Genomic DNA, 25597 nt, shown 5'->3' with positions numbered 1-25597 from the left:
GCCGTGACCGCCCCCAGGACCATCCTGCTCCTCGTGATCGGCGCGCTGGTGGTGCTGCCGTGGCCGGTGGTACCGCCGGGTCCGGTGCTGAGCGGCTTCGACCCCATGGTGCTGACGGCCGTCCCTCGCGGCCTCCTCCCGCGACCCGGCCGCATTACCTTGCAGCCGGAGGCCCTGGAGCTGGCCGCCGGGCCGCGGGCGCAGCCCATGGTGCACCTCGTCACCGCGGACGCACCGTTCTCGGCGACGCTGGTCGCCCGAGTCCTGGAGCGGACGGGGCTGGCCTACCCGCTGCAGGTGCGCCTCTGGAACCCGCGCGCCGACGCGGCGCTGGAGGCGTGGTACGGACCCGACGGCCAGGTCCACGCGGGGGCGCGCCTGGGTGAGCGCTGGCTCACCCAGGCCGTGCTCGGTCCCTACGCAGGAGGGCCGCGCGCGCCGGACCGCCACCCCTGGACGGTGCGGTGGGAGCCGGGCCGGGCTGAGATCGCGGTGAGCGCGGACGGCCGGCGGCGGGCCCTGGCAGTGGAGCGGGACGAGGTGCCGCCGCTCTTCTCGCTCGACCCTCGAGCGCTCACGCTCCTCGCCACCGCGCCCGACGGGCGGGCCAGGGCACGGGTGACGGAGCTGCGCGTAACCCTCCTGCCAGGCGACCGCCGCGCCTCGGGGCAGACGATCCCGGCGGTCCGGCTGGGGACGGGGCTCGTTGCCCTGGTGGTCCTCTGGTCTCTGTTCAGCTGGTGGAGGCTCCCGGGTAGGAGGGGGACCGACGTCGGCATCCGATCGGCGGCCCGATGGGTGCGAAGACATGGCGTTCCCGGCGGGGGCAGGACCGCGCTGCTCTGGCCGCTGCTCGTCGCGGCAGCTACGGCGGCGGCCGGCGTCCTGGTGGCGCCGCTGCCGCCCCACCCGTTGGACCGGCGTTTCGTCGAGGTCTGGACTCACCTGGCGCGGGAGGGCGGGGTGCTCCACCTGCTCCAGGGTGCGCAGCTGGCCACGAGCGGCATGGCACAGGGCGGGTGGCCGTATGCGTCGATGGCCTATCCGTATCCCCCGGTGCTGCTCTACCTGTTCCGGGGAGTCGCCTGGATGGTCCCGGCAGCGGGAGTGGTGGCGGCACTCAAAGTGGCCGCCGTCGCCGCGGAGGCGGTCGGTGGGATCCTCATCTTCACGCTGGTGTGGTGGCTGCGCGGCGCCCTCGCCGCGGCCGGGCTGGCCGCGCTGGCCTACGCCCTCAACCCCGCCGTGCTCTTCGGAGCCGCGGTGTGGGGGCAGACGGACACGATCCTCCTCCTCTGGCTGCTGCTGGCCGCCTCCGGCGCCGCGCTCGACCGGCCCGTGCTCTTCTGGGTGGGCCTGGGGCTGGCCTGTCTGACCAAGCAGACGGCCGTGCTCGTGCTGGCGCCGCTCCTGGCGCTCGGGCTGGCCCGTTTCGGGCTCCGCCGGGCGCTGGACGGTGCCGCCACCGCCGCCCTCGTCCTGTTCGTCCTCGTCGCTCCCCTGCTGGCCGCTGGGCTGGAGCCGGCGGCGCTGTACCGGCCGCTGCTCGGCAAAGGGCTCGCCTTTGGCATCCTCTCCTCTCCGGGACCGGACGCCGTCGTCGCACAGGGGGGCTTCCCGCTGTGGGCTATCCTGGAGAGGGAGCTCCACGGGTGGGAGCGCCTGGGCGCCTCCGATCTGCGCCCCTCCGTGTTCGGCCCCAGCCCCTTCCTGCTGGGGCGCCTCGGCTTCCTCCTGGTGACCGTGCTGCTCGTCGGCGCGGCGGTGCGCGGGACGCGCCACCCGGCCTCATCCCTCCTCGTGCCTGCGGCGGCGCTCGTGTGGGGTGCGGTGCTGCTCACGCGCACGCAGCCACGGTACGTGGCCCTGGCCATCCCGTTCCTGGCGGCGGCCCTCCCGTGGACGCGCGGGGCGGGAGCGCTCGCCCTCGTGGCGGTGACGCTGACGGGTCTCGTCGGCATGTGGGCGCTGATGACGGCCACCAGCGTGTGGTACCCCGGCACCCTCCCAGCCTTCCACCCCGCTGGAGGGGTCCATCGGTGGGTCGCCCTCCTGGCCACCTCGGATGCGGGAATGGTCGCGGGCGCGCTCCTGCAGGCCGGTGCCGCCGTAGTGGTCCTCGCGCTGGCTGTCGCGCAGGGCCGGGCTCCGGCCCTGTCCCGGCAGGTGGCGGCCCGGGGCGAGGCCGGCGACCGCCCGTGACTCATGGAGAAACCTGAGTTTCCGGGGCCCGTTGCCTCACGGACCCTCCTGAGTGAAGGCTGTGGCGCCACAGATTCGCCAGGTGCCGCTCAAGCTCCCGCCGCAGCTAGACGGGGGTGACTTTGGTAGAGAGCTCGGAGGGCCTGCTCGGCGGAGGGCGAGACCTCCGGGACCTCCAGGACGCGCTGGTAGGGGATTCTGGCCTGATCGCAGCGCTTGATCACCTTGGCCCCCACACGCTCCTTGGCGACGAGCCGCATGATCGGCTGGAAGAAGTTGACCCAGAGTCGCAGCACAGCGTGGACGGCATTGGAGCGCGGCAGCAGCCGGCTTCCCCCCGTACCGGTCGTAGCCGATGAGGCGGCGGATCACTGCTCCATGGCGCTCTTCCACGTGGGCCTGGTCGTTCTTGCCATACTCCCGGGAGCGTGGGAACGTGAGGCGCTGGGCGCGACAGTCGGCGAGGAGGGTGGGGTTGATGAAGGCGCTGTCATGGTCGGCATCGATGCCCGGCAGGGGGAAGGGGAGCCGATGGCGGATGATGGTGAACGCCTCAAAGACATGGCGTTGGTTGCGGTTGACCACGGCGCGGGGCTCGAACCCCGCGGTCGCAATGTCCACCACCGAGAGGCTGTGGAGGTCCTCGCCACGCGTCGACTCGCCGCAGTGGGCGACAGCTGGCGCCTGGAGAGGGGGGTCATGGGGCCGGTCGGACCTCCCAAGGTGGCGAGCAGTTGCCTCACATGTGCTATGAGGCAACGACCCCCGATGGATGTAGTCTGAGGCACTGCGTCACCTTGACCCCCGTGGGACCGCGTTGCTACCATACCTGCCACCTGGGCGATGACGGGGACGAGTAGGACGGCCCCTCGCCCGAGCGAGCCGGGGAGTCCCCGAGGCCGGTGCTGTCGGCGGGACGGGGGCTGTGGGTGCGAGCCCGGCGGCGCAGGGCCGGCCGAAGATCCCCCCGGAGCCGTGGGGCGAACGGAGCGTTGTTCCCTGTAGCCCCACCGGAACCCCCACCGTGACCGTGGGGAGGGGATCGGAGGCGGAGGCCTCCCGTCCCTGGATGAGTGCCGGTGTGGCGGCGGCGGCTCAACCGCGTGGGTGCGCGCGCGCCCGCCAGGGCCACACCGGAATCAGGGTGGTACCGCGGCTGCGCCCGTCCTTGAGGGACGGGCGTTGCTGTTTGGCCTGGACGCGGTGGGGGCAGGGAGGGGCAAGAGAGGCGTCAGGAGGCGATGGCGATGCGGTTCGAGCCGGTGCCGACCAGCGTGGACTTCCCGGCCCGCGAGCGGGCGGTCCTGGAGTGGTGGCTGCGCGAGGGGATGATGGAGCGCTACATCCGGCGCAACGCGCACGCGCCGGTGCGCTGGTCCTTCCTCGACGGCCCTATCACCGCCAACAACCCCATGGGCGTCCACCACGCCTGGGGCCGCACCTACAAGGACCTCTTCCAGCGCTACCACACCATGCTCGGCCACCGGCAGCGCTACCAGAACGGCTTCGACGGCCAGGGGCTGTGGATCGAGGTGGAGGTGGAGCGGGAGCTGGGGTTCCGCACCAAGCGGGACATCGAGACCTACGGCATCGCCGCCTTCGTGGAGCGGTGCAAGGAGCGGGTGCGGCGGTTCGCCGCCCTCCAGACCCAGCAGTCCATCCGGCTCGGCTACTGGATGGACTGGGAGCACTCCTACCACACCATGTCCGACGAGAACAACTACATGATCTGGTACTTCCTCAAGCGCTGCTGGGAGCGGGGGCTCCTCTACAAGGGGCACGACGTCATGCCCTGGTGCCCGCGCTGCGCCACCGGCATCTCCGAGCACGAGATCGTCACCGAGGGCTACCAGGAGCGGACCCACCCGGGGCTGTTCGTGCGCTTCCCCCTGCTCGGGGCCGACGGAGCGGCGACGGCGCGCTCCCTGCTCGTCTGGACGACGACGCCCTGGACGCTGACCAGCAACGTGGCGGTGGCGGTGCACCCGGAGCTGCGCTACGCGCGCGTGCGGCAGGACGGGCAGGAGTACTGGCTGGCCACGGGGGCCCTGCACCAGCTCCGGGGGCGGTACGAGGTCTTGGAGGAGGTGCCCGGCCGGCACCTGGTGGGGTTGCGGTATCGAGGCCCGTTTGACGAGTTACCGGCCGTAGCGGGCATCGAGCACCGCGTCATCCCCTGGGAGGAGGTGAGCGCGGCGGAGGGGACCGGCCTCGTCCACATCGCGCCGGGCGCCGGCCCCGAGGACTTCGCGCTGGGGCGCGCCCACGGCCTGCCGGTGGTGGCGCCGCTGGACGAGTTCGGCGTCTTCGTGGAGGGCTTCGGCTGGCTCTCCGGGCTGGGGGTGGCCGAGGCCAACGAGCGTATCGTCGCCGACCTGGCGCAGCGCGGGCTGCTCTACCGCCACGAGCCCTACACCCACCGCTACCCGGTGTGCTGGCGGTGCGGCACCGACCTGGTCTTCCGGCTGGTGGACGAATGGTTCATCGCCATGGACCCCATCCGGGAGCAGCTCATGGCGGTGGCCCGCACGGTGCGCTGGATCCCCGAGTTCGGGCTGGACCGCGAGCTGGACTGGCTGCGCAACATGCACGACTGGATGATCAGCAAGAAGCGCTACTACGGTCTGGCGCTGCCGATCTACGAGTGCCACCGCTGCGGGCACTTCGAGGTCATCGGGGGACGGGAGGAGCTCCGGGCCCGGGCGGTGGAGGGGTGGGAGGTGTTCGAGGGACACTCCCCGCACCGCCCGTGGGTCGATGCGGTGAAGATCGCCTGCCCGCGGTGCGGCGAGCGCGTGGGCCGCATCCCCGACATCGGCAACCCGTGGCTGGATGCCGGCATCGTGCCCTTCTCCACGCTCGTCGACCCGCAGACCGGCCAGGTGAGCTACCTGGGAGACCGGCGCTACTGGCGGGAGTGGTTCCCGGCGGACTTCATCACCGAGGCCTTCCCGGGGCAGTACCGCAACTGGTTCTACGCCCTGCTGGTGATGAGCACGGTGCTGGAGGCGACCGCCCCCTTCCGCGTCTGCCTGGGGCACGCCCTGGTGCGGGACGAGACCGGCCGGGAGATGCACAAGTCCTGGGGGAACGCCATCGAGTTCGAGGAGGGCGCCGACCGCATCGGCGTGGACGTCATGCGCTGGATGTTCGCCGTCCAGAACCCGGCAGCCAACATCAACTTCGGCTACCGCCCGGCCGACGAGGTGCGGCGGCGCTTCCTCATCCCCCTGTGGAACGTCTACGCCTTCTTCGTGGCCTACGCCAACCTGGAGCCGACCGACGTGGCCGCCATGGTGCGCACGGAGCCCCCGCTGCGGCTGCTGGACCGGTGGATCCTCTCCCGCCTGGCCGGGACGGTGCGCACCGTGCGCGAGCGCCTGGACGACTACGACCCGGCGGGGGCGGCCCGGCCGGTGGAGCGCTTCGTCGAGGACCTCTCCACCTGGTACGTGCGCCGCTCCCGGCGCCGCTTCTGGAAGGCGGAGGATGACCAGGACAAGCGCGCCGCCTACTTCACGCTCTACCAGGTGCTGGTGACGCTGGCGCGGGCGCTGGCGCCCTTCATCCCCTTCGTCACCGAGCAGCTCTACCAGAACCTGGTGCGGCGTCTGGACCCCGCCGCCCCGGCCAGCGTGCACCTGACCGACTTCCCGCTCCCGGACGTCGGGCGGATCGACCCGGCGCTGGAGGCGCAGGTGGAGGCCGTGCGCCGCCTGGTCTCGCTGGGCCGCGCCGCCCGGCAGCGCATCCGCCTGCGCACCCGCCAGCCGCTCCCGGCCGCACTGCTGGTGACGCGGCGGGCGGACCTCGCCGCCGCACCCGAACTCCTCGAGCACCTGGCCGAGGAACTCAACGTGAAGGCGGTCCGCCTCCTCGAGGACGCGGCCCCCTACGCCCGCTACGAGGTCCGCCCCCGCTTCGACCGGCTGGGGCCGCGCTTCGGCCCGCGCGTGCAGACCGTGGCCGCCCGGCTGCGCGAGCTCGACCCGCTCGGCCTCCTGCGCCGCCTGGAGGGGGCGGGCCGGGTGACGGTGGAGGTGGACGGGGAGGCGGTCGTGGTCGAATCGGACGAGGTGGAGGTGCGGCTCCAGGCGGCGGACGGGTACGTCGCCGAGGGGCTGGCGGGGGAGGTCGTCGTCCTCGACACCCGCCTCACCCCCGAGCTGCGCCGGGAGGGGCAGGCGCGCGAGCTGGTGCACCACGTCCAGCAGCTGCGCAAGGAGGCCGGTCTCGACCTCGCCGACCGCATCGTCCTCTTCGTGGATGGCGACGGCGTGGAGGAGGTGCTGGCCGCCCACGGCGACTACGTCCGGCGCGAGACCCTGGCTGTCGCGCTGGAGCGCGCTCTGCCGCCGGATGTCCCGGCGCGGTCGGTGCGGCTGGACGGGCTGGAGGTGCGGGTGGGCCTGCGCCGTCAGGGCGCCGGGTAGGGGGTCCGGTCGGGCCTGCGCCGACGGGCCCGGAAACCGGGGAAGATGGGCATGGGACAGGAAAAGGCGGGGCGTCCCGCGTAGTGTGGGGACGCACACGGAGGCCGCGCGCCCCGCTGGCCTCACCGGCGTCGGGCCGATTCGCAGCGCCCATCCGTGAGAGAGGAGGCCAACCGACCCCATGCCTCGCACCATCGGCGTCCTGGGGGGCCTGGGCCCCTGGGCGACCCTCTACTTCTTCGAGCAGATCCTCCGCCTGACGCCGGCTGAGCGCGACCAGGACTACCTGCGGGTGGTCATCGACAACAACCCGGCCATCCCCGACCGGACCCCGGCCATCCTCGCCGGGGGCGAAGACCCGGTCCCCGCACTGGTGGCCACCGCCCGCAACCTGCAGCGGGCCGGGGCCGAGGTGATCGCCATCCCCTGCAATACCGCCCACGCCTTCTACCCGGCGGTGGCCGCGGCGGTCGAGGTGCCGGTGCTGCACATCATGGGGGAAGTGGCGCGGGCGATCCGGCAGCGCTACCCGGAAACCAGGCGGGTGGGGCTCCTGGCCACCCGCGGCACGGTGGCCACGGGGCTCTACCCCCGGGCGCTCGCGCCGGCGTGTGAGGTCCTGGTCCCACCTGCGGAGGAGCAGGAGACGGTCGACCGCCTCATCTACGCGATCAAGGCGCAGCGGGCGGACGGGCGCCTGAGGCAGGAGGCGGTGGCGGTGGCCCGGCGCCTGGTCGAGCGCGGGGCGGCGCTCCTCATCCTGGGGTGCACCGAACTCCCCCTGGCGCTGGCTCAGACCGACCTCCCGGTCCCGACGCTGGACTCCACCCAGGTCCTGGCCGCGGCGGCGGTCCGGGAAGCCCTGCAGGGGGAGGACCCGGTGCCGGGACGTGCGGCCTCCCCCGCGGCGGGGAGGTCTGTGACGACGACCTGAGGGCCGTTGGCGGCTACTTGCGGAGCGTGTGTGCGTTGGCTAAGATGAGCGGAGATTTCCGCAGAAAAACGCCCGAAAGACCCCGAAAAGCGCCCCCAAGCGCCATCGGGGCCCCTTGCGGGTGACGTCAGGTGACAGGGGAGGGCGCGATGACACAGCCAAAGGCCGCCAGGAGCACCAGGCGGGCCCCGAACACTCGCAGAGGGCAGGCGGCCAGGGCGACCCGGGAGAGCCGGCGGGGGGCAGCGACAGCGACCCGGACACCTGTTCGGGGTACGGGACGTACCCGGGTGGTCCAGTCCCCCGCCGCCGGACCGGCCGGGCCCGGCACTGCGCAGACCCGCCGCGATGCCGCTCCGGCTCCCCGGCTCTCCCGGCGCGACCTCAAGGAGTTCCGCAAACTGCTCGAAGCGGAGCACCGGCGTCTGAGCGAGGAACTGGAGGCGCTGGAGGAGCACATCCCCGAGGTGGAGCACCAGCTGGGGATGGACGTCGGCGGGTCGACCGACGAGGACTACGCCGACGTCGCCGGCGACACCTTCGAGCGCGAGAAGGGGTTCGCCATCGAGGCCAGCCTGCGGGCGCTGCTCAAGCAGGTGGAGGACGCCATGGCCCGCGTGGACGCGGGGACCTACGGGACCTGCGAGCGGTGCGGCCGGCCCATCCACCCCGACCGGCTGCGGGCCATCCCCTACGCCAGGCTCTGCATCGCCTGCAAGGCGGATGAGGAGCGGGCGGCCAGCGGCGCGCGTCTCTAGCTCCGGCGTCGGCGTGGCAGCCGTTGTGCGGACCTCCGCGCGGGGCAGGGCGGGGACTGTGCGCGCCCGGGCGGCCTGGCCGACGGTGGGGCTCGTGAGCCTGCTCGTGCTGCTGGTCGACCAGGTGGCCAAGGCCCTCGTCGTCCGGGCGCTGCCGGAGGGGATCAGCCGGCCGCTCCTCCCCGGCGTGGTGGCCCTCACCCGCGTGCACAACACCGGGATTGCCTTCGGCCTTTTCCGCAACGCGCCGGTCCTGCTCACCGCGCTCGTGGCGCTCGTGGTGGTGGTCGCCGTCGGCGCCCACTGGCTGCGCGCCGGGCGCAGGGGGCCGACCGGGTGGGCGGAGCGGCTCGGTGCCGGACTCGTCCTCGGAGGCGCATCCGGCAACCTGCTCGACCGCTTCCGCCTGGGCTACGTCGTCGACTACGTCGACCTGCACGTCTGGCCGGTCTTCAACCTGGCCGATGCCGCGGTGGTGGTCGGCGCCGCCCTGCTGCTCCTGACGCTGCGGGCGCCTGCTGCGCGAGGAACCCGGTGAGCCCGGTCCTCTTCCGCGTCGGCCCGGTGCCCATCTCCGCCTTCGGCGTCTTCCTGCTCCTGGCGTTCTGGGTGGGGATCGCCATCGCCCGCCGCCGCGCCCCCGCCGCCGGCGTCGACCCCACGACCATGCTCGACCTCAGCCTCTACATGATCATCGCCGGGATCCTGGGGGCGCGGCTCGCCTACGTCCTGGTGCACCTGGAGGCGTTCACCGGCGATCCCCTCGCCGTGCTGACCATCTGGCGGGACGCAGGCCTGGCGTTCTACGGGGCGCTCGGCGGCGGCGCGCTGGTGGCCTGGCTCTTCACCCGCGGGCGGCCCGTCTCCCTGGGCCGCCTGCTCGACGCCACGGCCCCGGGGCTGGCCCTGGGGTACGCCGTGGCCATGGTCGGCGCGCTCCTCCATGGCCTCTTCCGCGGGCGCCCGACCGGTGTCCCCTGGGCGGTGCAGATCGGCCTGGAGACGGTCCACCCCGTCCCGGTCTACCTGCTGCTGGCCGCGGTGGGCATCTACATGGTGCTGCGGACGCAGCACGACCCTCCTCCCGGCGTCCCCTTCCTCACCTTCGTCTTCCTCCTGGCGACGAGCCGCTTCCTGGCGGAGTTCTTCGTCGACAGTCCCCTCGTGCTGGGGCCGCTGACGCTGGCCCAGGTGGCGAGCGCCGTGGTGGCGCTGGGGGCCCTCGTCCTCCTCCTGGTAGCGGCCCACCGCGGGGCTGCCCGTCCCGCCGAGGGCGCGGAGGCAAGGGAGCCCACGCCGTCGGCCGTCCCGCCGCCCGGGCCGCCCCCGGTCCCCTGACCGCGGGCGTGGAGGGCGGGACGTGGAGGGCGGGCACCGGCTGGTCGTGGACGCCACCGCCGACGGCACCCGCCTGGACCGCTTCCTGGCCGGCCGCCTCCCCGGGCTCTCCCGCTCGCGGCTCCACGCCCTCATCGAAGAGGGGCGGGTGCGGGTCGACGGGACCGTCCGCAAGCCCTCGGCGCGCGTCCGCGCGGGCCAGGTGGTCACGGTGGAGCTGCCGCCGGCCCCTCCCGCGCCCGCGCTTGTCCCGGAGCCGCTGCCCCTGGACGTGGTCTACGAGGACGGCGACCTCCTGGTGGTGAACAAGCCGCCGGGGCTCGCGGTCCACCCCGGCCCCGGTCACCCGCGCGGCACCCTGGCCAACGCGCTGCTGGCCCGGGTGCCGGAGCTGGCCGCCCTCGACCCGGAACGCCCCGGGATCGTCCACCGGCTGGACAAGGACACCTCGGGGCTGCTGGTGGTGGCCAAGACGCCGGAGGCGCTGCGGGCCCTGCAGGGGCAGGTGCGGTCGCGGACGATGAGGCGCACCTACCTGGTCCTCGTGCACGGGCAGCCCCCACCCGCGGGCACCATCGACGCCCCCATCGCTCGCGACCCGCGCCACCGGCGGCGCATGGCCGTGGTCCCGAGCGGGCGGGCGGCGGTGACGCGCTACCGGGTGCGGGAGCGCTTCGCGGGCGCAGCGCTCGTCGAGGCCACGCTGCTGACAGGGCGCACGCACCAGCTGCGCGTCCACTTCAAGCACCTCGGCCACCCGGTGGTGGGCGACCCGGTCTACGGCCGCCGGGGACCGGCCTGGGGGATGACCCGTCAGGCCCTGCACGCCTGGCGCCTGCGCCTCCGTCACCCGCGCACCGGCGCGGCGCTGGCGCTGGAGGCCCCGCTCCCGGACGACCTGGCCCGCGCCCTGGAGACGCTGCGCCGCGCGCCGGCCGCCGCAGGGACGGGCGGCGGGGCGCGCGGGGCACGGGGAGGCGCGGCCGGTGCGTGAGAAGGCGCGGGTGATGGACGCCGAGGCGATCCGGCGGGCCCTCACCCGCATGGCCCACGAGATCCTGGAGCGCAACAAGACGACGGAGCGGCTGGCCCTGGTGGGGATCCGCACGCGGGGCGTACACCTGGCGGAGCGGCTGGCCCGGGCCATCGAGGCGATCGAGGGCAACCGCCCGGCCCTGGGGGTGCTGGACATCACCCTCTACCGGGACGACCTGGCGGTGCGGGGGGACCGGCCCGTCGTGCACCAGACCGCGATCCCCTTCGGCGTGGGCGGACGCGACGTGGTGCTGGTGGACGACGTCCTCTTCACCGGCCGCACCGTGCGCGCGGCGCTGGATGCCCTCATCGACCTCGGCCGCCCCGCCTCCATCCAGCTGGCGGTGCTGGTCGACCGGGGCCACCGGGAGCTGCCCATCCGTCCCGACTACGTGGGGAAGAACCTCCCCACCTCCCGGCGCGAGGAGGTGGCCGTGCGGTTGCGCGAGAGCGACGGCCGGGACGAGGTCGTCATCCTGGACGCGGAGGGATAGGTGCCCGGGAGGAGGGCCTGCAGTGAGCGCCCGGGTCGAGGACGGCGACGAGGCCGCCGCTACCACACGTCCGGCGGTGTGTGAGACCCGGTCCGGGACGGCCCCTGCGGTCGTGGGGGCGCGGTGGTGCGCTCCTGCGCCGGTGCCCCCGCCGGCAGGGCCGGCTCGACGGTGAGGGTGCGCTCGCCGGTGTAGGTGACCATGCCGGGCCGTCCGCCGCGCAGCCGGTGCACGTGGCGGCGCTCGGTGACATCGACCGCCACCCTGGCAGCTCCCCGCCCGCGACTGTAGTAGGCGGCCACCGCCGCCGCCGCCTGGACCGCGGCCTCAGAGGGCCGGCGCCCCCCGGTGCGCAGGATGACGTGCGCGCCCGGCATCCCGCGGGCGTGGAGCCACAGGTCGTGCGGGGCGGCCACCTCAAAGGTGAGACGGTCATTCTCGCGGTGGCTGCGCCCGACCAGGATGGCGAAGCCGCCGGGAGCGGTGAAGCGCCGCGGGCCGCCCGTCGCCGGCGCGGGCGCACCGGAGCCTGGCGGCCGGCTGCGCCCTCTCCTGGAGAGCGGAACGCGCCGGGGAGTGGCGCTGCCCCGCCGCGCTCCGCGTCCTGCCGTCCCCACCGGCTGTCCCTCACCCTCCGTCAGGTCCTGCGCCACCGCCGCCAGCGCCGGCAGGTCCTCGGCCTGCTCGGCCAGCACCCGCACCTGCTCCAGGAAGGCCGCTTCGGCCTCCAGCGCGCCCACGCGCTCCTGCAGGGTGGGCCGGCCGGCGGCCGCCTTGCGGTAGCGCCGGAAGTAGGCCTGGGCGTTCGCCACCGCCGAGGCCTGCGGGTCGAGCGTGATGGTCGTAGGGCGCCCGTCGAAGTCCGGCACCGTCACCTCGCGCGCGCCGCGGGGGAGGGCGTGCGCGTGGGCGAGGAGGAGCTCGCCGAAGCGCCGGTAAGTCTCCGCCCCCTCGGCGCGCTGCAGCTGCGCCCGCGCCTCCTCCAGCGCCCGGTGCACCCGCCGGCTCAGCGCCCCCAGGCGCGCCAGCAGCGCCTGCCGGGCCGCGCGCAGCGCCTCCTGCCCGGCCAGGCGCGCCACCACCGTCTCCACGGCCGCGCTCATCGACGGCGCGTCGCGCCGGCGCAGGTGGCGGTAGGCGGCCAGCGGGATGGCGCTGAAGGCCACCGGCTCGCCCGCGTCGTCCTCGTAGAGGGAGGGGCGGAAGGCACGCGCCGTCACGGTCGCGATCAGCTCACCCAGGGCGGCGTGCACCGCCGGGGCGGCGTCGGGGGGAGCCGCCTGCTCCGGATCGCAGCCGGCGGCGAGGGCCAGGTGCGCGGCCACGGGCGGGCTCACGCCGACGAGGTGCGCCACCAGGGTGGCGGCCACCGGGCGTCCGGCGGCGAGCCACCGCGCCAGGGCGTCGGGGGTGACCGCCTCGGGGCGGGCCCGGCCGACGGGCGGCGGGGTGTAGGTCGCGCCGGGCCCGAGCGGTCGGACGCGGCTCATCGCCGGGGTGACGGGCTTGAAGATCCCCACGACGCGGCACCGCCCGTCGAGCAGGAGGAGGTTGGCGTGGCGGCCCATCACCTCGGCCACCAGGTCGAGACGCCCCTCCAGCGCCTCGAAGGTGAGCGTCAGCACCCGCTCGAACGCGGGCTGGGTCACCTCGACCAGGCGCGCCCCGTCCAGCCGCGCGCGCAACAGGGTCGGGAACGGGTGGGTGGGGCGGGCCGACGGAGCGGGGGCGAGAACGACGCGGGCCCATCGCGGATGGATGGAGCACCACAGCCCGCGCGTCCCCTGCCGGCCGCGCAGGAGGAGGGCCACCGCCTCCGGCTCGGGCTGGTGCACCGCTACGACGCGCGCGCCGCGCATGGCCTCGAGCTCGACGGCGACCGCGGCGAGCACCAGGCTGTCGTAGGCGGCGACGGCGGCGCTCACGGTTCTGCCCGCCACCTTACGCCCCCGTCCGGTCCGCAGCAACCGGGCGAGGAGCGCGCCCGGCAGGGCCCGCAGGGGCGGGGTCCCGCCGGCCGGCCACGCCAGGGAACGGCAGTGTAGGATGGAAAGCGCCGTCGGCCGCCCAGGGACCGCCTGCGCGGGGACGGGGCCCGTCGCGGTCTTCCGGGGCGGCCGTGGCGAGCGGCGGCGGCCGGTGGCGAGCGGGAACGGAGGGATGGGCGCCGCATGCGCAGCATGACGGGCTACGGGACGGCGGTGGTCGACACGGCGGCCGGGCGGTTCACCGTGGAGGTGCGCTCGGTGAACCACCGCTTCAGCGAGGTGGCCGTGCGCACCCCCCGCGACCTGGCGGTGCTGGAGGACCGCCTGCGGGCCGCCGTGCAGCGCGTGGTCCAGCGCGGCCGGGTGGAGCTGACGGTGGCGCGCGAGCAGGCCGGGCGCCGTCCGCGCACGGTGCGCGCCGACCTGGACCTGGCCGCCGGCTACGTGAGCGCGGCCCGCGAGCTGGCCGCGGCCATGGGGCTGGCGGGCGAGGTGACGCTCGCCATGGTGGCGGCCTTCCCCGACGTCATCCGGGTGGAGGAGGCGCGCGAGGACGCCGAGGCGCTGTGGACGGCGCTCCAGCCGGCGGTGGAGGCCGCGCTGGCCGGGCTGGTGGCCATGCGCACCGCCGAAGGTGAGCGGCTGCGGGCCGATGCGCTGCGGCGGCTGGAGCGGCTGGAGGCCCTGGTCGAGGTGGTGGCGGGGCGCGCCGACCGGGTGGTGGAAGAGTGGCGGGCGCGGCTGCGCCAGCGGCTGCGGGAGGCGCTGGGCGAGGTCCCGCTGGACGAGGGGCGCCTGGCCGCCGAGGTGGCGCTGCTGGCCGAGCGCGCCGACATCAGCGAGGAGCTCGTGCGCCTGCGCAGCCACCTCGGCCAGGCCCGCGCGCTGGTGAGCGCCGGGGCAGGCGCGGTGGGGCGGCGGCTCGAATTCCTGCTGCAGGAGATGGGTCGGGAGACCAACACCATCGGGAGCAAGGCCGGCGACCTGGAGATCGCCCGGGCCGTCATCGAGATGAAGAGTGAGCTGGAAAGCCTCCGTGAGCAGGTACAGAACGTCGAGTAGCCCGCGGCTGATCAACATCGGGTTCGGCAACATCGTGGCCGCCGACCGCGTCATCGCCATCGTCGCCCCCGACTCGGCGCCGATCAAGCGGATCATCCAGGAGGCGCGGGAGCGGGGCGTGCTCATCGACGCCACCGTGGGCCGGCGCACCCGGGCCGTCGTCATCACCGACAGCGGCCACGTCGTCCTCTCCGCCGTGCAGCCCGAGACGGTGGCGCACCGCTTCATCGGCCGCGACGTCGAGGAGGAGGAGCTACCCGACCCGGAGCGCCCGGAGGGGTTCGGGCGGTGATCGTCGCCATCGCGGGCCCGATCGGGGTGGGCAAGAGCACCGTGGCCCGCCAGCTGGCCGAGCGCCTGGGCGTGCGCGTCGTCTCCGCCGGCGAGGTCTTCCGCGACCTGGCCCGACAGCGCGGCCTCTCCGTGCTGGAGCTCAACCGGGCCGCGGAGGACGACCCGAGCCTCGACCGCGAGGTGGACCGCCTGCAGGCGGCGCTGGCGCGCCAGGGGCCCTGTGTGGTGGAGAGCCGGCTGAGCGGCTGGATGGTGGACGCCGACCTGAAGGTCTGGCTGCGGGCGCCGCTGGCGGTGCGGGCGGCGCGCGTGGCGCAGCGGGACGGCCTCTCGCTGGCGGCGGCCACCGCGGAGCTGCAGAGCCGCGAGGCCAGCGAGTGGGGGCGCTACCGGGAGCTGTATGGCATCGACGTGAACGACCTCTCCCCCTACCACCTGGTCGTCGACACCTCGGTGTGGAGCGCCGAGACCATCGTGGACGCCCTCCTCCTCTTCATCCGCGGCCGGCAGCCCGCGGTCCGCCCCTGATGCGGCTGGAGGGGCGGGTCGTCCTCGTCGGGGTGGCCGGCGGGATCGCCGCCTACAAGGTGGCGGCGCTGGTGAGCGCGCTGCGCAAGGAGGGCGCCGAGGTGCACGTGCTCATGACGCCGTCGGCGGTGCAGTTCGTCGGGCCGCTCACCTTCCGCGCCCTCTCCCAGCAGCCGGTCCTCACCGACCTGTGGGACCCCGCGAACCCCTGGGACGAGCCGCACGTGGCGCTGGGCGCGCGGGCCGACCTCTACGTCATCGCGCCGGCCACCGCCCACACCCTGGCCCGCCTGGCGCTGGGGCTGGCGGACGACCTGGTCGCGGCGACGGCCCTGGCGACGCGCGCCCCGCTGCTCATCGCCCCGGCGATGAGCGACCTGATGTACGCCCACCCCACCGTCCAGGAGCACCTGGAGACGCTGCGCCGCCGCGGCGCCCACATCGTCGGCCCCGAGTACGGGCGCCTCGCCTCCGGCCGCGAGGGCCTGGGGCGGATGGCCGAGCCGGAGACGATCCTGCAGGAGATCCTGCGGCTGCTCAGCGAGCGGCCATGACTCCGTCGCAGGACGCGGCCGGGGCCGCACCGGCGGCCGCGGTCCCGCTCTGGGTCGCCCTGGACCTGCCGCTGCGCGCCGGGGACGTGGCCTTCACCTACCTGGCGCCGGCGCCGCTGCCGCCCGGCACGCCGGTGCTCGTGCCGTTCCGCACCCGCCTGCTCGCCGGGTACGTCCTCCCCGGGCCGCCGCAGGGAGCGGCCCCGCCGCCCCACCCGCTGCGGCCCGTCGCCGCCGTGCTGGCGGCGCAGCCGCTCCTCCCTCCCGACCTCCTCGAGCTGGCGCTGTGGATGGCGGAGCGTTACGTCTGCAGCGTGGGCGAAGCGCTCGCCGCCATGCTCCCCCCGCCGCTCGTGGACGTGCGCCTGCGGCCGGTGGCGCAGGGGAGCGCGGCCCTGCCGCGCCGCGCCCAGGCGGGGGCAGCGGGGTGGACGCCCACCGGCCTGCGCCGGGCCTTCGGCGGGCTGGCCGGCCTGCGGACCTTCCTGGAGGCCGGGGGCCGGCTCGAGGTGGTGCTCCCGCCGCCGGCCGGCCCGGTGCGCGGCGGGGGGCCCCAGGTGGCCCTCCACCCGTCGCTGTGGCCGGAGGAGGCGGAGCGTGCCCGGGTGGTGATCCTGGTGGGGCGGGAGCGCGAGGCGGTCACCGCCGCCGCGGTGGCCTCCGCGCTGCGCCGGGGGCGGCAGGCGCTGGTCCTCTGTGCCTCGGTGGCGGCAGCCGAGCGCATGGCCCGGCGCCTGGCCGCGCTCGGCCCGCTCCTCCTCCTGCACGGCGACCTCCCGCTCGAGGCGCGCGCGGCCCGCTGGCGGGCCGTGCCGGCGACCGCCGTGGTGGTCGGCACCCGTCACGCCGTCTTCGCGCCGCTGCCGCGCCTCGGGCTCATCGCCGTCGACGGCGAGGGGGAGAGCGGCCACGTCGAGGAGCGCGTGCCGCGCTACCGGACCCGCGACGTGGCCTGGATCCGCGCGCAGCAGGGAGAGACGGTCCTGCTGCTGGGCGACGAGGTCCCCTCCCTGGCTGCCGCCGCGCTGGCGGGGCGGCCGGGGGTGCACGTGATGCGCCTCCCGCAGCGGGCGCCGCGGGTCGTGGTCGTGGACCTGCGCCGGCACGCCCGGGCCTTCCTGACGGCGCCGCTCCTCGCCCACGCGCGGGGGGTGCTGGGAGCGGGCGGCCGCGTCCTCCTCTTCGTGGCGCGCCGCGGCTACGCCGACGGGCTCACCTGCGGGGAGTGCGGCGCGGACTGCCGCTGCCCGCAGTGCGCCATCCCCATAACCTTCGACGCGCGCGGTCGCGCCCTGCGGTGCCGGTACTGCCGGCGCACCATCCCGGCGCCGGCGACCTGTCCCGCCTGCGGGGCAGCGGCCCTCGCCCCGCGCGGGGCGGGGTCCCAGCGTGTGGCGCGGTGGGCACAGCGGGTCTTCGACGCGTCGGTGCACCGGCTCGACGCCGAGAGCGCCCCGACGCTGCCGCTGCGCCTGGCGGTCCTCGACCGGTTCCGGCGCGGCGGCGGGGTGCTGGTGGCCACGGTGGCGGCGCTGGAGCTCCCCGGCCTGACCGCCGACCTGGTCGGCGTGGTGCTGGCCGACGCGGCGCTGCGCCACGCCGACTACCGGGCCGTCGAGGAGGGCTTCCGGACGCTGTGGCGCGTCCGCGCCCTGGCGCGGGAGTGGTTCGTCGTGCAGACCTACCAGCCCGACGCCCCGGCCGTCGTCGCGCTGCGCCGCGGTGAGCTGGGGCGCTTCCTGCGCGAGGAGCTGCGTGCCCGCCGCGCCTTCGGGTACCCGCCCTTTGCCGAGCTGGTCACGGTGGAGGTGCGGGGGACGGCGGCGCGCGTGGACGCCGTGGCGGGACGCCTGGCGACGCTGCTGGCGGCTGCGGACGGCGACCTGGACGTCCTGGGACCGGCGCCGCTGCCGGGGCGGGAGGCGACGCGCGTGGTCATGGTGCGCGGCCGCCGCGGCGTGCCGCGCGCCCCGCTGCTGGCGGCCGCCCGCGCCGACCTGGACGGCCGCGTGCGGCTGGCGGTGGAGGTGGACGGACCGCCCCCGATGCGCTAACGCCGTGGGCCGGCACGGGTGCGCTAGCGCCGTGGGCCGGCACGCTCGCGCCCGTCGGGCTGCCGTGACAACCGGCAGAGGGGCTCGCTATGCTGGGAGCCGATGGCACGCGCCGCGACCGCCTCGACCGTCCTCGAGATCGTCACCGTGGACAGCCCGCGGGCGGCGATCCTGCGCCGCCGCGCCCGCCCCGTGGGCAAGGTGACGCCGGAAGTGCAGCGCCTCATCGACGCCATGATCGCCACCATGCGCGCGGCGGGGGGCGTGGGGCTGGCCGCGCCGCAGGTGGGGGACAGTCGGCGCGTGCTGGTGGCCGAGGTGGAGGACCGCCTCGTCGCCCTGGTCGACCCTGAGGTGCTCTCCGCCGAGGGTGAGGAGGTGGCGGTGGAGGGCTGCCTCTCCATCCCCGGCGTGGTGGCCCCGGTACGCCGGGCCCTCCACGTGGTCGTCCGCGGCAAGAACCGGCGCGGGCGCGGGGTGACGATCCACGCCGACGGCTACCTGGCGCGCGTCCTCCAGCACGAGATCGACCACCTGGACGGGATCCTCTTCCTCGACCGCGTGGAGGACCCGTCCACGATCACCCGCGTCGGGGAGGGCCAGGGGGCGGAGGCCTGATCGCGCCGCCCATGCCGCCCGAGGGCCCGCGCGTCCTCTTCCTGGGCTCGCCCGCCTTCGCGCTCCCCTCGCTGCGGGCGCTGCGTGCCGTCGTCCCCGTCGTCGGCGTCGTCACCCAGCCCGACCGCCCGGCCGGGCGCGGCCGGCGGCTCGAACCCACGCCGGTGGCCGCCTACGCGCGCCAGGCCGGCCTGCCGCTCTTCCAGCCGCTGCGCCTGCGCGCGCCCGAGACGCTGGCCGCCCTGCGCGCCACCCGTCCGGACCTGATCGTCACCGTGGCCTACGGGCGCATCGTCCCGCCCGAGCTCCTGGCGCTGCCTCCGCTCGGCGCCATCAACGCCCACCCCTCGCTGCTGCCCCGCTACCGCGGCGCCTCCCCGATCCAGCACGCCATCAAGCACGGGGAGCGGGAGACGGGCGTGACCATCCACTACCAGACGGAAGCCCTCGACGCGGGGGACATCATCCTGCAGGAACGCGTCCCCATCGCCCCGGACGACACCGCCGCCACGCTGGAGGCGCGCCTGGCCGAGGTGGCGGCGCGCCTGCTGGTGGAGGCGGTGCGCCTGATCGCCGAGGGGCGTGCGCCGCGCACCCCCCAGGACGAGTCCCAGGCCACCTACGTCGGCCGCCTCACCAAGGCGGACGGGCGCATCGACTGGACCCGGCCCGCTGCGGCCATCGCCAACCTGGTCCGGGCGATGGATCCCTGGCCGTCGGCGTACACCTGGCGGGAGGGGCGCCTGCTGAAGGTCTGGCGCGCCGAACCCGTCCCGGCGCCCCCCGATGCGCGGACGGAACCCGGCACGGTGCTGGCCGTCGAAGACGAAGGGATCCTGGTGGCCACGGGGGACGGGTACCTGCGCGTCCGGGAGGTCCAGCCGGAGGGCGGCCGGCGCATGGGCGCGGCCGAGTACGCCCGCGGGCACCCGGTGCGTGTCGGGGAGCGGTGGGGCGCGCCCGAGGGGGTGGCCCCCGAGGGAGTCTGGTAGAATCCAGGCGGGAGCCGCCCCGCAGGGACGGCACCCGGGAGGGATCAGCGATGCCGTTCGTCTACTATGACCCGACCTACATCTTGCTGCTGCCGGCGATCGCGCTGGCGCTGTACGCGCAGTACAAGGTGAGCAGCACCTTCAACCGGTACGCCCAGGTGCCCCTGCAGCGCGGGCTCACCGGCGCGGAGGTGGCCGCCGAGCTGCTGCGCCGACGGGGGCTTGGCCACGTGAGGATCGAGCCGGTGCACGGCCTGCTGGCCGACCACTACGACCCGCGCACGAAGACGCTGCGCCTCTCCCCCGCCGTCTACGGGAGCGCGTCGGTGGCCGCCGCCGGCGTCGCCGCCCACGAGGCCGGGCACGCCTTCCAGGACCGGGAGCGCTACGCGCCCCTGGCGCTGCGCTCGGCCATCGTGCCGGTGGCCCAGGTGGGGACGCCCGCCGCCTGGATCCTCTTCCTGCTCGGGCTGGTCCTGGGCGCGCCGCGCCTGGTGGACCTGGGGATCCTGATCTTCCTGGGCTACGTGCTCTTCGCCCTGGTGACGCTGCCGGTGGAGTTCAACGCCAGCAGCCGGGCGGTGGCTGTGCTGCAGGGCGAGGGGTTGGTCCTGCCGCAGGAGGCCGACGGCGTGCGCGCCGTGCTGAACGCCGCCGCGCTCACCTACGTCGCCGCCGCGGCCATGGCCGTGCTGCAGCTCGTCCGCTTGCTGGTCCTGCGGAGCGCGATGCGGGAGGAGTGACGGGCGCCGCCGACGCCCGCGAGACCATCTTTACCGTCCTGCGCCGCGTCGAGGCCGGGCAGGCCTACAGCACGGCGCTCCTCCACCACACCCTGGCGCGGACGCGCCACACCCCCGCCGACCGGGCCTTCATCACCGAGGTCGTGCTGGGGACGCTGCGGCAGCGCGGCCGCCTCGACCACGCGCTGAACGCCGTGCTGCCGCGGGGCCTCGCCACCCTCCCCGTGGCCATCCAGGTGATCCTGCGCCTGGGCCTCTACCAGCTCTGGTTCCTCGACCGGGTACCGGACGCGGCGGCCGTGGACACGAGCGTCGAGCTGGCCCGCCGCCACGGCCACCGCGGGACCGCGGGGCTGGTGAACGCCGTGCTGCGGCGCCTGGCCGCCGCCGGCGAGCCGCCGCCGCCCGACCCCGCCGCCGACCCGGCCGGCCACCTGGCCGTCGTGTACTCACACCCGCGCTGGCTGGTGGAGCGGTGGCTGCGCCGCTGGGGGTGGGAGGAGACGGCCAGGCTGTGCGCGGCTAACAACACCCCGCCGCCCTCCACGCTGCGCGTGAACCGGCTGCGGGCCACCCCCGACGAGGTGGCGGAGCGGCTGCGCGCCCGGGGCATGGCCGTCGCGCCGGGGGTGGTCCCCGAGGCGCTGCGCGTGCGCGGCCCGCTGGACGAGCGCCTCGACCTCTACCGGGACGGCCTGGTCACCATGCAGGACGAGGGGTCGATGGTGGTGGCGCGCGCCGTCGACCCGCGTCCGGGCGAGACGGTGCTGGACGCGGCCGCCGCGCCCGGCGGCAAGGCCACCCACCTGGCGGAGCTGATGGAGAACTGCGGACGGGTCATCGCCTGCGACGTCCAGCCGGGGCGGCTGCGGCTGGTGGCGCAGCAGGTGGCGCGCCTGGGGCTCGACATCGTGGAGGCCCACCACCTGGACGCCCGGGAGGCGGGGCGGCGCTTCGCCGGGGCGGCCGACCGCGTCCTGCTCGACGCGCCGTGCACGGGGACCGGCGTGGTGCGGCGGCGGCCGGAGATCCGCTGGCGCCTGCGCCCCTCGGCCCCGACGGAGATGGCCGCGCGCCAGGCCGCCCTCCTGGCCGGGGTCCGTGGCGCGGTGCGCCCGGGCGGGCGCCTGGTCTACGCGGTCTGCTCCCTCGAGCCGGAAGAGGGGCCGGAGGTCGTGGAGGGGTTCGTGCGCCGCTACCCGGCCTTCCGGGTGGAGGAGACCCGCACCCTGCTGCCGCACCGGGACGACACCGACGGCTTCTACCTGGCGGTGCTGGAGCGAACGGGGAGGGCGGCATAGGAGGGTCGCCGTGAGCCTGCTGGCCCGGCTGGAGCAACGGCTGGAGGAAGCGGTCGAGGGCTTCTTCTCGCGGCGCTTCAGCGGCCGCGTCCACCCGCTCGACCTGGCGCGCCGGCTGGCCCGCGCCGCCGAGGAGGGGCGTTTCGACGCCATCCACCACACCTACGCGCCCAACCGCTACGCGGTGGCGCTGCACCCGCGCGACTTCGCGCCCATGGCGGCGTGGCGCGAGGTGCTGGTCCAGGAGCTCGCCACCTACCTGCGCGAGCACCTGGACGAGGCCGGCTACCGCCTGACCGGGCCGCTGGCCATCACCGTGGAGCCGCGCGACGAGGTGGCTCCGGGGCAGATCCTGGTGCAGACACGGGTCGAGCAGGAGGTCCCTGGCGCCCGCCCAGCCGCGGGTGCGGCGGGCCCGACGGCGCAGCGCCCCGAGCCCGACGTGCGCGGCGCGTCGCCGGGCGCGCCGGAGCGGGAGGAGACGCAGGTCTTCACGGTGGCGCGGCCCCAGGCGCGCCTGGCGGTGGTGGCGGGTCCCGACGCCGGGATGGCGGTGCTGCTCCTCCCGGGCGTGACGGTGACCATCGGGCGGCGCGCCGAGTGCGACCTGGTGCTCACCGATCCCCTGGTCTCCCGCCAGCACGCCCGCGTCGAACCCGCGCCCGACAGGCGCGGCCACATCCTGGTCGACCTGGGCAGCACCAACGGCACGCGCGTGGAGGGCGAGCGGATCACGCGCCACCCCCTGCAGCCGGGCGACCGGTTCGTGGTGGGGCAGACCACCGTCGCCTACGAGCGCGACGTGGAGGGTTGAGTCCGGATCGTGGTCAAACTGTCCATATCGAGATGAACTGGGTCCGGACCCAGTCGTGTTCGGTCTCGGTGGGTCCCGGGCGCCCGGGTCTCGGCCCGTGATGGAGCTCGTCGTCTGGGCCGGGCGGTTCCTCCTGCTGGTCCTCCTCTACCTCTTCCTGGCGCAGGTCGTGCGCGCCGCGCTCCGCGACCTGCGGCCCCCAGCAGCCACGCCCGAGGCGCCGGCCGCCGGGGCGGGACTCCCGGAGAGGCCGCCGGCAGGGCTGCCCGAGGCGGCGGCCCGGCCGGTTGCAGCCTCGCCCGGTGCGGCCCTGCTCGAGGTGGTGGCCTCGCCGGGCACGCCCCCGCTCGGCCGGCGCTACCCGCTGCGAACCGGCCTCGTGATCGGCCGCGCGGCCACCAGCGACATCGCGCTCCCCGACCCCTTCGTCAGCACGACGCACGCCCGCTGTGTCGTGCGCAGCGGGCGCGTCTGGGTGGAAGACCTGGGCAGCCGCAACGGCACGCTGGTGAACGGGCATCGCATCGGCGGGCCGGTGGCGCTGCGGGCGGGCGACCGCCTGACCGTCGGGCGCGTCACCTTCCGCCTGGTGGCGGACGAGCAACAGGTGTCGACCGCAGAGGTGTGAGGGCGGTGGCACGCGCGCAGGAACGCCACCTGCTTCTCCTGGCCGTGCTGATCGCCGCCACCGGCCTCACCCTGGTACACCTGGCCCGCGGGACGGAGCACCCGTGGACCCCCGTGGGGATCGGCACGCTGGCGGTGAGTGGGTTCCTGGTCCCCCACCTGGTGCTGGCCGTCCGTCAGGGACGCGCGCCCACCGCGCCGCCCGTGCGCACGGATGACGGCAGCGAGCGCGGCGGAGGGCCCGACCCGCTCCTCCTGCCGCTGGCGGCCCTGCTCGTGGCGGTGGGTCTCCCCGCCATCTACCGGCTCGACCCCGTCCTGCTGCTGCGCCAGGCCCTGTGGGTGGTCTGCGGGCAGGCGCTGATGGTGGCCGTCCTGGTCGCCGTGGACGTGCGCGCGGTGGCGCGCTACCGCTACCTGGTCGGGGCGGCGGCGCTGCTGCTCCTGGCCGCCGCCGTCCTCTTCGGGGTGGAGGTGGCCGGGACCCGGCAATGGATCCGCGTCGGCCCGGTGACGGTGCAGCCCTCGGAGAGCGTGAAGGTGCTGCTCGTCCTCTTCGCGGCCGCCTACCTCTCGGAGAAGCGCCGCCTGGCCGGCGGCGCCTCGCTGCCGGCACGGTTCGCCGCCCCGCTTGGTGCCGTGGCCGCACTGGCCCTCCTGTTCCTCCTGGCGCAGCGCGACCTGGGCGCGGCCCTGCTGCTGGCCACCGTGACGCTGGCGTCGGTCTACGCCGCCACGGGGCGCACGCTGCCGGTGCTGGCAGGGTTCGTCGCCCTGGTGGCGGCCACCGCGGGGCTCGCCACGCTCTTTCCCCACGTGGCGCGGCGGCTGGTGGCGTGGCGCGACCCGTGGAGCGACCTGCAGGGGCTGGGCTACCAGGTGGTCCAGGCGCTGATCGCCCTGGGCAGCGGCGGCATCACCGGGACCGGGCCGGGACTCGGCCACCCCGACGTCCTGCCCGCGGCGGCCACCGACCTGATCTTTGCGGCGATCGGGGAGGAGCTGGGGCTGGCGGGCGCGCTCGCCGTGGTCTGCGCCACGCTGCTGCTGGCGGCCCGCACCTTCCGCACCGCGGCGCGGGCGCCGACGGCCCTGGAGGCGCTGCTGGCCGGCGGGCTGGGCACGGTCCTGGCCGCGCAGGCCGTCATGATCCTCGGCGGGATCCTGCGGCTGGTGCCGCTCACCGGCCTCCCCCTGCCCTTCGTCAGCTACGGGGGCAACGCCATGATCGTGAACCTGGTCATCGTGGGGCTGCTCCTGCGCGTTGGCGCGGCCGCGGGTGCGGGCGGCGATCCCGGCCTCCTCCGCCTGCGCGCACGGCTGCGGCGCCTCGGCATCGTGGCGGTGGGCGGGCTGGTGACCGTGGCGGTGGCGCTGGGGTGGTGGCAGGGGGTGCGCGGACCGGCGCTCGCGGCCCACCCCGCCAACCCCCGGCCGCTCCTGGCCGAGCGGGCGGTGGCCCGCGGTACTATCTACGACCGGCGGATGCGCCCGCTGGCGGTCACGGTGGGCGAGGGGGAGGCGCGGCGGCGCCGCTACCCGTCCGGGGCGCTCGCCGCCCACCCGGTGGGCTACGCCTCGCTGCGCTTCGGCAAGGCGGGCGTGGAGGCGGCGGAGGACGCCCACCTGCGCGGCCTCCCCTCGCGCGGTCTGCTGGCCGCCCTGGGCGTGCCGCTCCCCGCGCGCACCCGCCGCGGCGGCGATGTCGTGCTCGCCCTGGACCTCGAGGTGCAGCGCGCCGCCGCCGCCGCGCTGGGCGAGCGGGCTGGGGCGGTGGTGGTGCTCGACCCGCAGAGCGGTGCGGTACTGGCGGCGGTGAGCCGCCCCGCCTTCGACCCCAACGCCGTGGAGACGGACCTGCCGCGGTGGCGGGAGCGGGCCGACGCTCCGCTGCTCGACCGCGTCGCCCAGGGCCTCTACCCGCCGGGGTCCGCGTTCAAGGTGGTGACGATGGCCGCAGGGCTGGCGGCCGGAACGCTCACCCCCGAGACCACGGTCCACTGTCCCGGGAGCATCCTCCTGCGTGGCCGGCGCGTCACCGACCTGGGCGGGCGCGGCCACGGCACGGTCGACCTGGACGCGGCGCTGCGGCGCTCGTGCAACATCTACTTCATCCGGGCCGGCCTGGCCATGGGCGGGGCGGCGCTGCGGCGGACGGCTGCGGCGCTGGGCGTGGGACGCGCCCCGGCCTACGACCTGCCCGCGGCCGCCGGCCACCTCCCCAGCCTGCGGGAGCTGGCCGGGGAGGGGGTGGGGCAGGCGGCGTTCGGCCAGGGGAGCCTGCTGGTCTCACCGCTCCAGATGGCCCTGGTGAGTGCGGCGGTGGGCAACGGCGGGGTGCTCTACCGTCCCTTCCTGGTGGCGGCGCGCCGCAGGCCGGACGGGCGGGTGGTGTGGCGGGCGCAGCCGCAAGGGCGGCGGGTGCTGGACGCGCAGACGGCCGCCCTGGTGGCCCGGGCGATGGTGGAGGTCGTGCGCCGCGGCACCGGGCGGGCGGCGGCGCTCCCCGGCGTCGTGGTGGCCGGCAAGACGGGGACGGCCGACGCACCGGGCGGGGCGCCGCACGCCTGGTTCATCGCCTTCGCGCCGGCCGAGGCCCCGCGGGTGGCCGTGGCGGTGGTGGTGGAGCGGGGCGGCGCCGGTGGGGCGGTGGCGGCCCCGGTGGCGGCGCAGGTGGTGCGGGCGGCCCTCGCTGCCGCGCGGTAGGGTCGTCCGCCCCGTGTCCCGCCGCGCCGTGGAGGGTATGATGCGAGTAGGTTGCCGCCCGCGCCGGGCTGGAACCCTATCGGCCGTCCCCCGGTGACCGCACGGGACGGCGTGGACGTGGT

At 75.8% G+C, this 25597-nt stretch carries 23 protein-coding genes; 21 read left to right on the top strand and 2 right to left on the bottom strand.

Annotated elements, in window-relative coordinates; genetic code table 11:
• Positions 1-3 precede the first annotated feature (3 nt).
• Complete coding sequence (locus tag RB146_06215; protein MDQ7828573.1) at positions 4-2202, top strand: hypothetical protein; 2199 nt, start codon at positions 4-6, stop codon at positions 2200-2202.
• 89 nt (positions 2203-2291) lie between these two features.
• Here RB146_06215 and RB146_06210 read toward each other — a convergent pair whose 3' ends face one another.
• Positions 2292-2498 (bottom strand): hypothetical protein, encoded by a 207-nt coding sequence (locus tag RB146_06210; protein MDQ7828572.1) that lies wholly within the window; start codon positions 2496-2498, stop codon positions 2292-2294.
• A gap of 82 nt (positions 2499-2580) precedes the next feature.
• Between RB146_06210 and RB146_06205 the strand changes: the two genes are divergently transcribed.
• The 8 genes from RB146_06205 (at position 2581) to pyrR (ending at position 11194) form a co-directional block, all read left to right on the top strand.
• Positions 2581-2985, top strand: coding sequence for a hypothetical protein (locus RB146_06205; protein ID MDQ7828571.1), 405 nt, complete (start codon positions 2581-2583; stop codon positions 2983-2985).
• Positions 2986-3443: 458 nt separating this feature from the next.
• Positions 3444-6635, top strand: coding sequence for an isoleucine--tRNA ligase (ileS, locus tag RB146_06200; protein MDQ7828570.1), 3192 nt, complete (start codon positions 3444-3446; stop codon positions 6633-6635).
• 181 nt (positions 6636-6816) lie between these two features.
• On the top strand, positions 6817-7569 hold the full coding sequence (locus tag RB146_06195; GenBank protein MDQ7828569.1) for an amino acid racemase: 753 nt from the start codon (positions 6817-6819) through the stop codon (positions 7567-7569).
• A 290-nt stretch (positions 7570-7859) separates the two neighbouring features.
• A complete protein-coding gene (locus RB146_06190) occupies positions 7860-8327 on the top strand; it encodes a TraR/DksA C4-type zinc finger protein (GenBank protein ID MDQ7828568.1) in 468 nt (155 codons plus the stop codon).
• Between the two features lie 58 nt (positions 8328-8385).
• Positions 8386-8865, top strand: a complete 480-nt coding sequence (gene lspA / locus RB146_06185; GenBank protein ID MDQ7828567.1) for a signal peptidase II — start codon at positions 8386-8388, stop codon at positions 8863-8865.
• Complete coding sequence (locus tag RB146_06180; protein ID MDQ7828566.1) at positions 8862-9665, top strand: prolipoprotein diacylglyceryl transferase; 804 nt, start codon at positions 8862-8864, stop codon at positions 9663-9665. Before lspA ends, RB146_06180 begins: the two co-directional genes overlap by 4 nt.
• Before the next feature lie 22 nt (positions 9666-9687).
• Positions 9688-10659: an RluA family pseudouridine synthase gene (locus RB146_06175; GenBank protein MDQ7828565.1), complete on the top strand. Its 972-nt coding sequence runs from the start codon at positions 9688-9690 to the stop codon at positions 10657-10659.
• Between the two features lie 13 nt (positions 10660-10672).
• A complete protein-coding gene (pyrR, locus tag RB146_06170) occupies positions 10673-11194 on the top strand; it encodes a bifunctional pyr operon transcriptional regulator/uracil phosphoribosyltransferase PyrR (protein ID MDQ7828564.1) in 522 nt (173 codons plus the stop codon).
• A gap of 59 nt (positions 11195-11253) precedes the next feature.
• Here the strand turns inward: pyrR and RB146_06165 are convergent, their stop codons facing one another.
• The gene (locus RB146_06165) at positions 11254-13119 is read right to left on the bottom strand and encodes an NFACT family protein (GenBank protein MDQ7828563.1); all 1866 of its coding nucleotides are present in this window, start codon (positions 13117-13119) and stop codon (positions 11254-11256) included.
• A 246-nt stretch (positions 13120-13365) separates the two neighbouring features.
• Here RB146_06165 and RB146_06160 point away from each other — a divergent pair, with 246 nt between their 5' ends.
• The 12 genes from RB146_06160 (at position 13366) to RB146_06105 (ending at position 25475) form a co-directional block, all read left to right on the top strand.
• Positions 13366-14244, top strand: a complete 879-nt coding sequence (locus RB146_06160; GenBank protein MDQ7828562.1) for a YicC/YloC family endoribonuclease — start codon at positions 13366-13368, stop codon at positions 14242-14244.
• Positions 14219-14536, top strand: a complete 318-nt coding sequence (locus RB146_06155; GenBank protein MDQ7828561.1) for a DUF370 domain-containing protein — start codon at positions 14219-14221, stop codon at positions 14534-14536. The genes RB146_06160 and RB146_06155 overlap by 26 nt, the downstream gene beginning before the upstream one ends.
• Positions 14533-15066, top strand: coding sequence for an AAA family ATPase (locus tag RB146_06150; protein MDQ7828560.1), 534 nt, complete (start codon positions 14533-14535; stop codon positions 15064-15066). Before RB146_06155 ends, RB146_06150 begins: the two co-directional genes overlap by 4 nt.
• The gene (locus tag RB146_06145) at positions 15066-15620 is read left to right on the top strand and encodes a flavoprotein (protein MDQ7828559.1); all 555 of its coding nucleotides are present in this window, start codon (positions 15066-15068) and stop codon (positions 15618-15620) included. The genes RB146_06150 and RB146_06145 overlap by 1 nt, the downstream gene beginning before the upstream one ends.
• Positions 15617-17674 (top strand): primosomal protein N', encoded by a 2058-nt coding sequence (gene priA, locus RB146_06140; protein MDQ7828558.1) that lies wholly within the window; start codon positions 15617-15619, stop codon positions 17672-17674. The genes RB146_06145 and priA overlap by 4 nt, the downstream gene beginning before the upstream one ends.
• Before the next feature lie 102 nt (positions 17675-17776).
• Positions 17777-18292 (top strand): peptide deformylase, encoded by a 516-nt coding sequence (def, locus tag RB146_06135; GenBank protein ID MDQ7828557.1) that lies wholly within the window; start codon positions 17777-17779, stop codon positions 18290-18292.
• Between the two features lie 11 nt (positions 18293-18303).
• The gene (gene fmt / locus RB146_06130) at positions 18304-19284 is read left to right on the top strand and encodes a methionyl-tRNA formyltransferase (GenBank protein MDQ7828556.1); all 981 of its coding nucleotides are present in this window, start codon (positions 18304-18306) and stop codon (positions 19282-19284) included.
• Positions 19285-19334: 50 nt separating this feature from the next.
• Entirely contained in the window at positions 19335-20027 is a 693-nt protein-coding gene (locus RB146_06125; GenBank protein ID MDQ7828555.1) for a zinc metallopeptidase, read from the top strand.
• On the top strand, positions 20024-21328 hold the full coding sequence (gene rsmB, locus RB146_06120; protein ID MDQ7828554.1) for a 16S rRNA (cytosine(967)-C(5))-methyltransferase RsmB: 1305 nt from the start codon (positions 20024-20026) through the stop codon (positions 21326-21328). The genes RB146_06125 and rsmB overlap by 4 nt, the downstream gene beginning before the upstream one ends.
• 10 nt (positions 21329-21338) lie before the next feature.
• Positions 21339-22142, top strand: coding sequence for a DUF3662 and FHA domain-containing protein (locus tag RB146_06115; GenBank protein MDQ7828553.1), 804 nt, complete (start codon positions 21339-21341; stop codon positions 22140-22142).
• Between the two features lie 100 nt (positions 22143-22242).
• Positions 22243-22770 (top strand): FHA domain-containing protein, encoded by a 528-nt coding sequence (locus RB146_06110; protein MDQ7828552.1) that lies wholly within the window; start codon positions 22243-22245, stop codon positions 22768-22770.
• A gap of 5 nt (positions 22771-22775) precedes the next feature.
• Positions 22776-25475: an FtsW/RodA/SpoVE family cell cycle protein gene (locus RB146_06105; protein MDQ7828551.1), complete on the top strand. Its 2700-nt coding sequence runs from the start codon at positions 22776-22778 to the stop codon at positions 25473-25475.
• Positions 25476-25597: the final 122 nt, after the last annotated feature.

The organism is Armatimonadota bacterium, from assembly GCA_031081585.1.
Taxonomy (GTDB): Bacteria; Sysuimicrobiota; Sysuimicrobiia; order Sysuimicrobiales; family Humicultoraceae; genus Geohabitans; species Geohabitans tengchongensis.
This window is presented reverse-complemented; position numbering and strand designations above follow the sequence as displayed.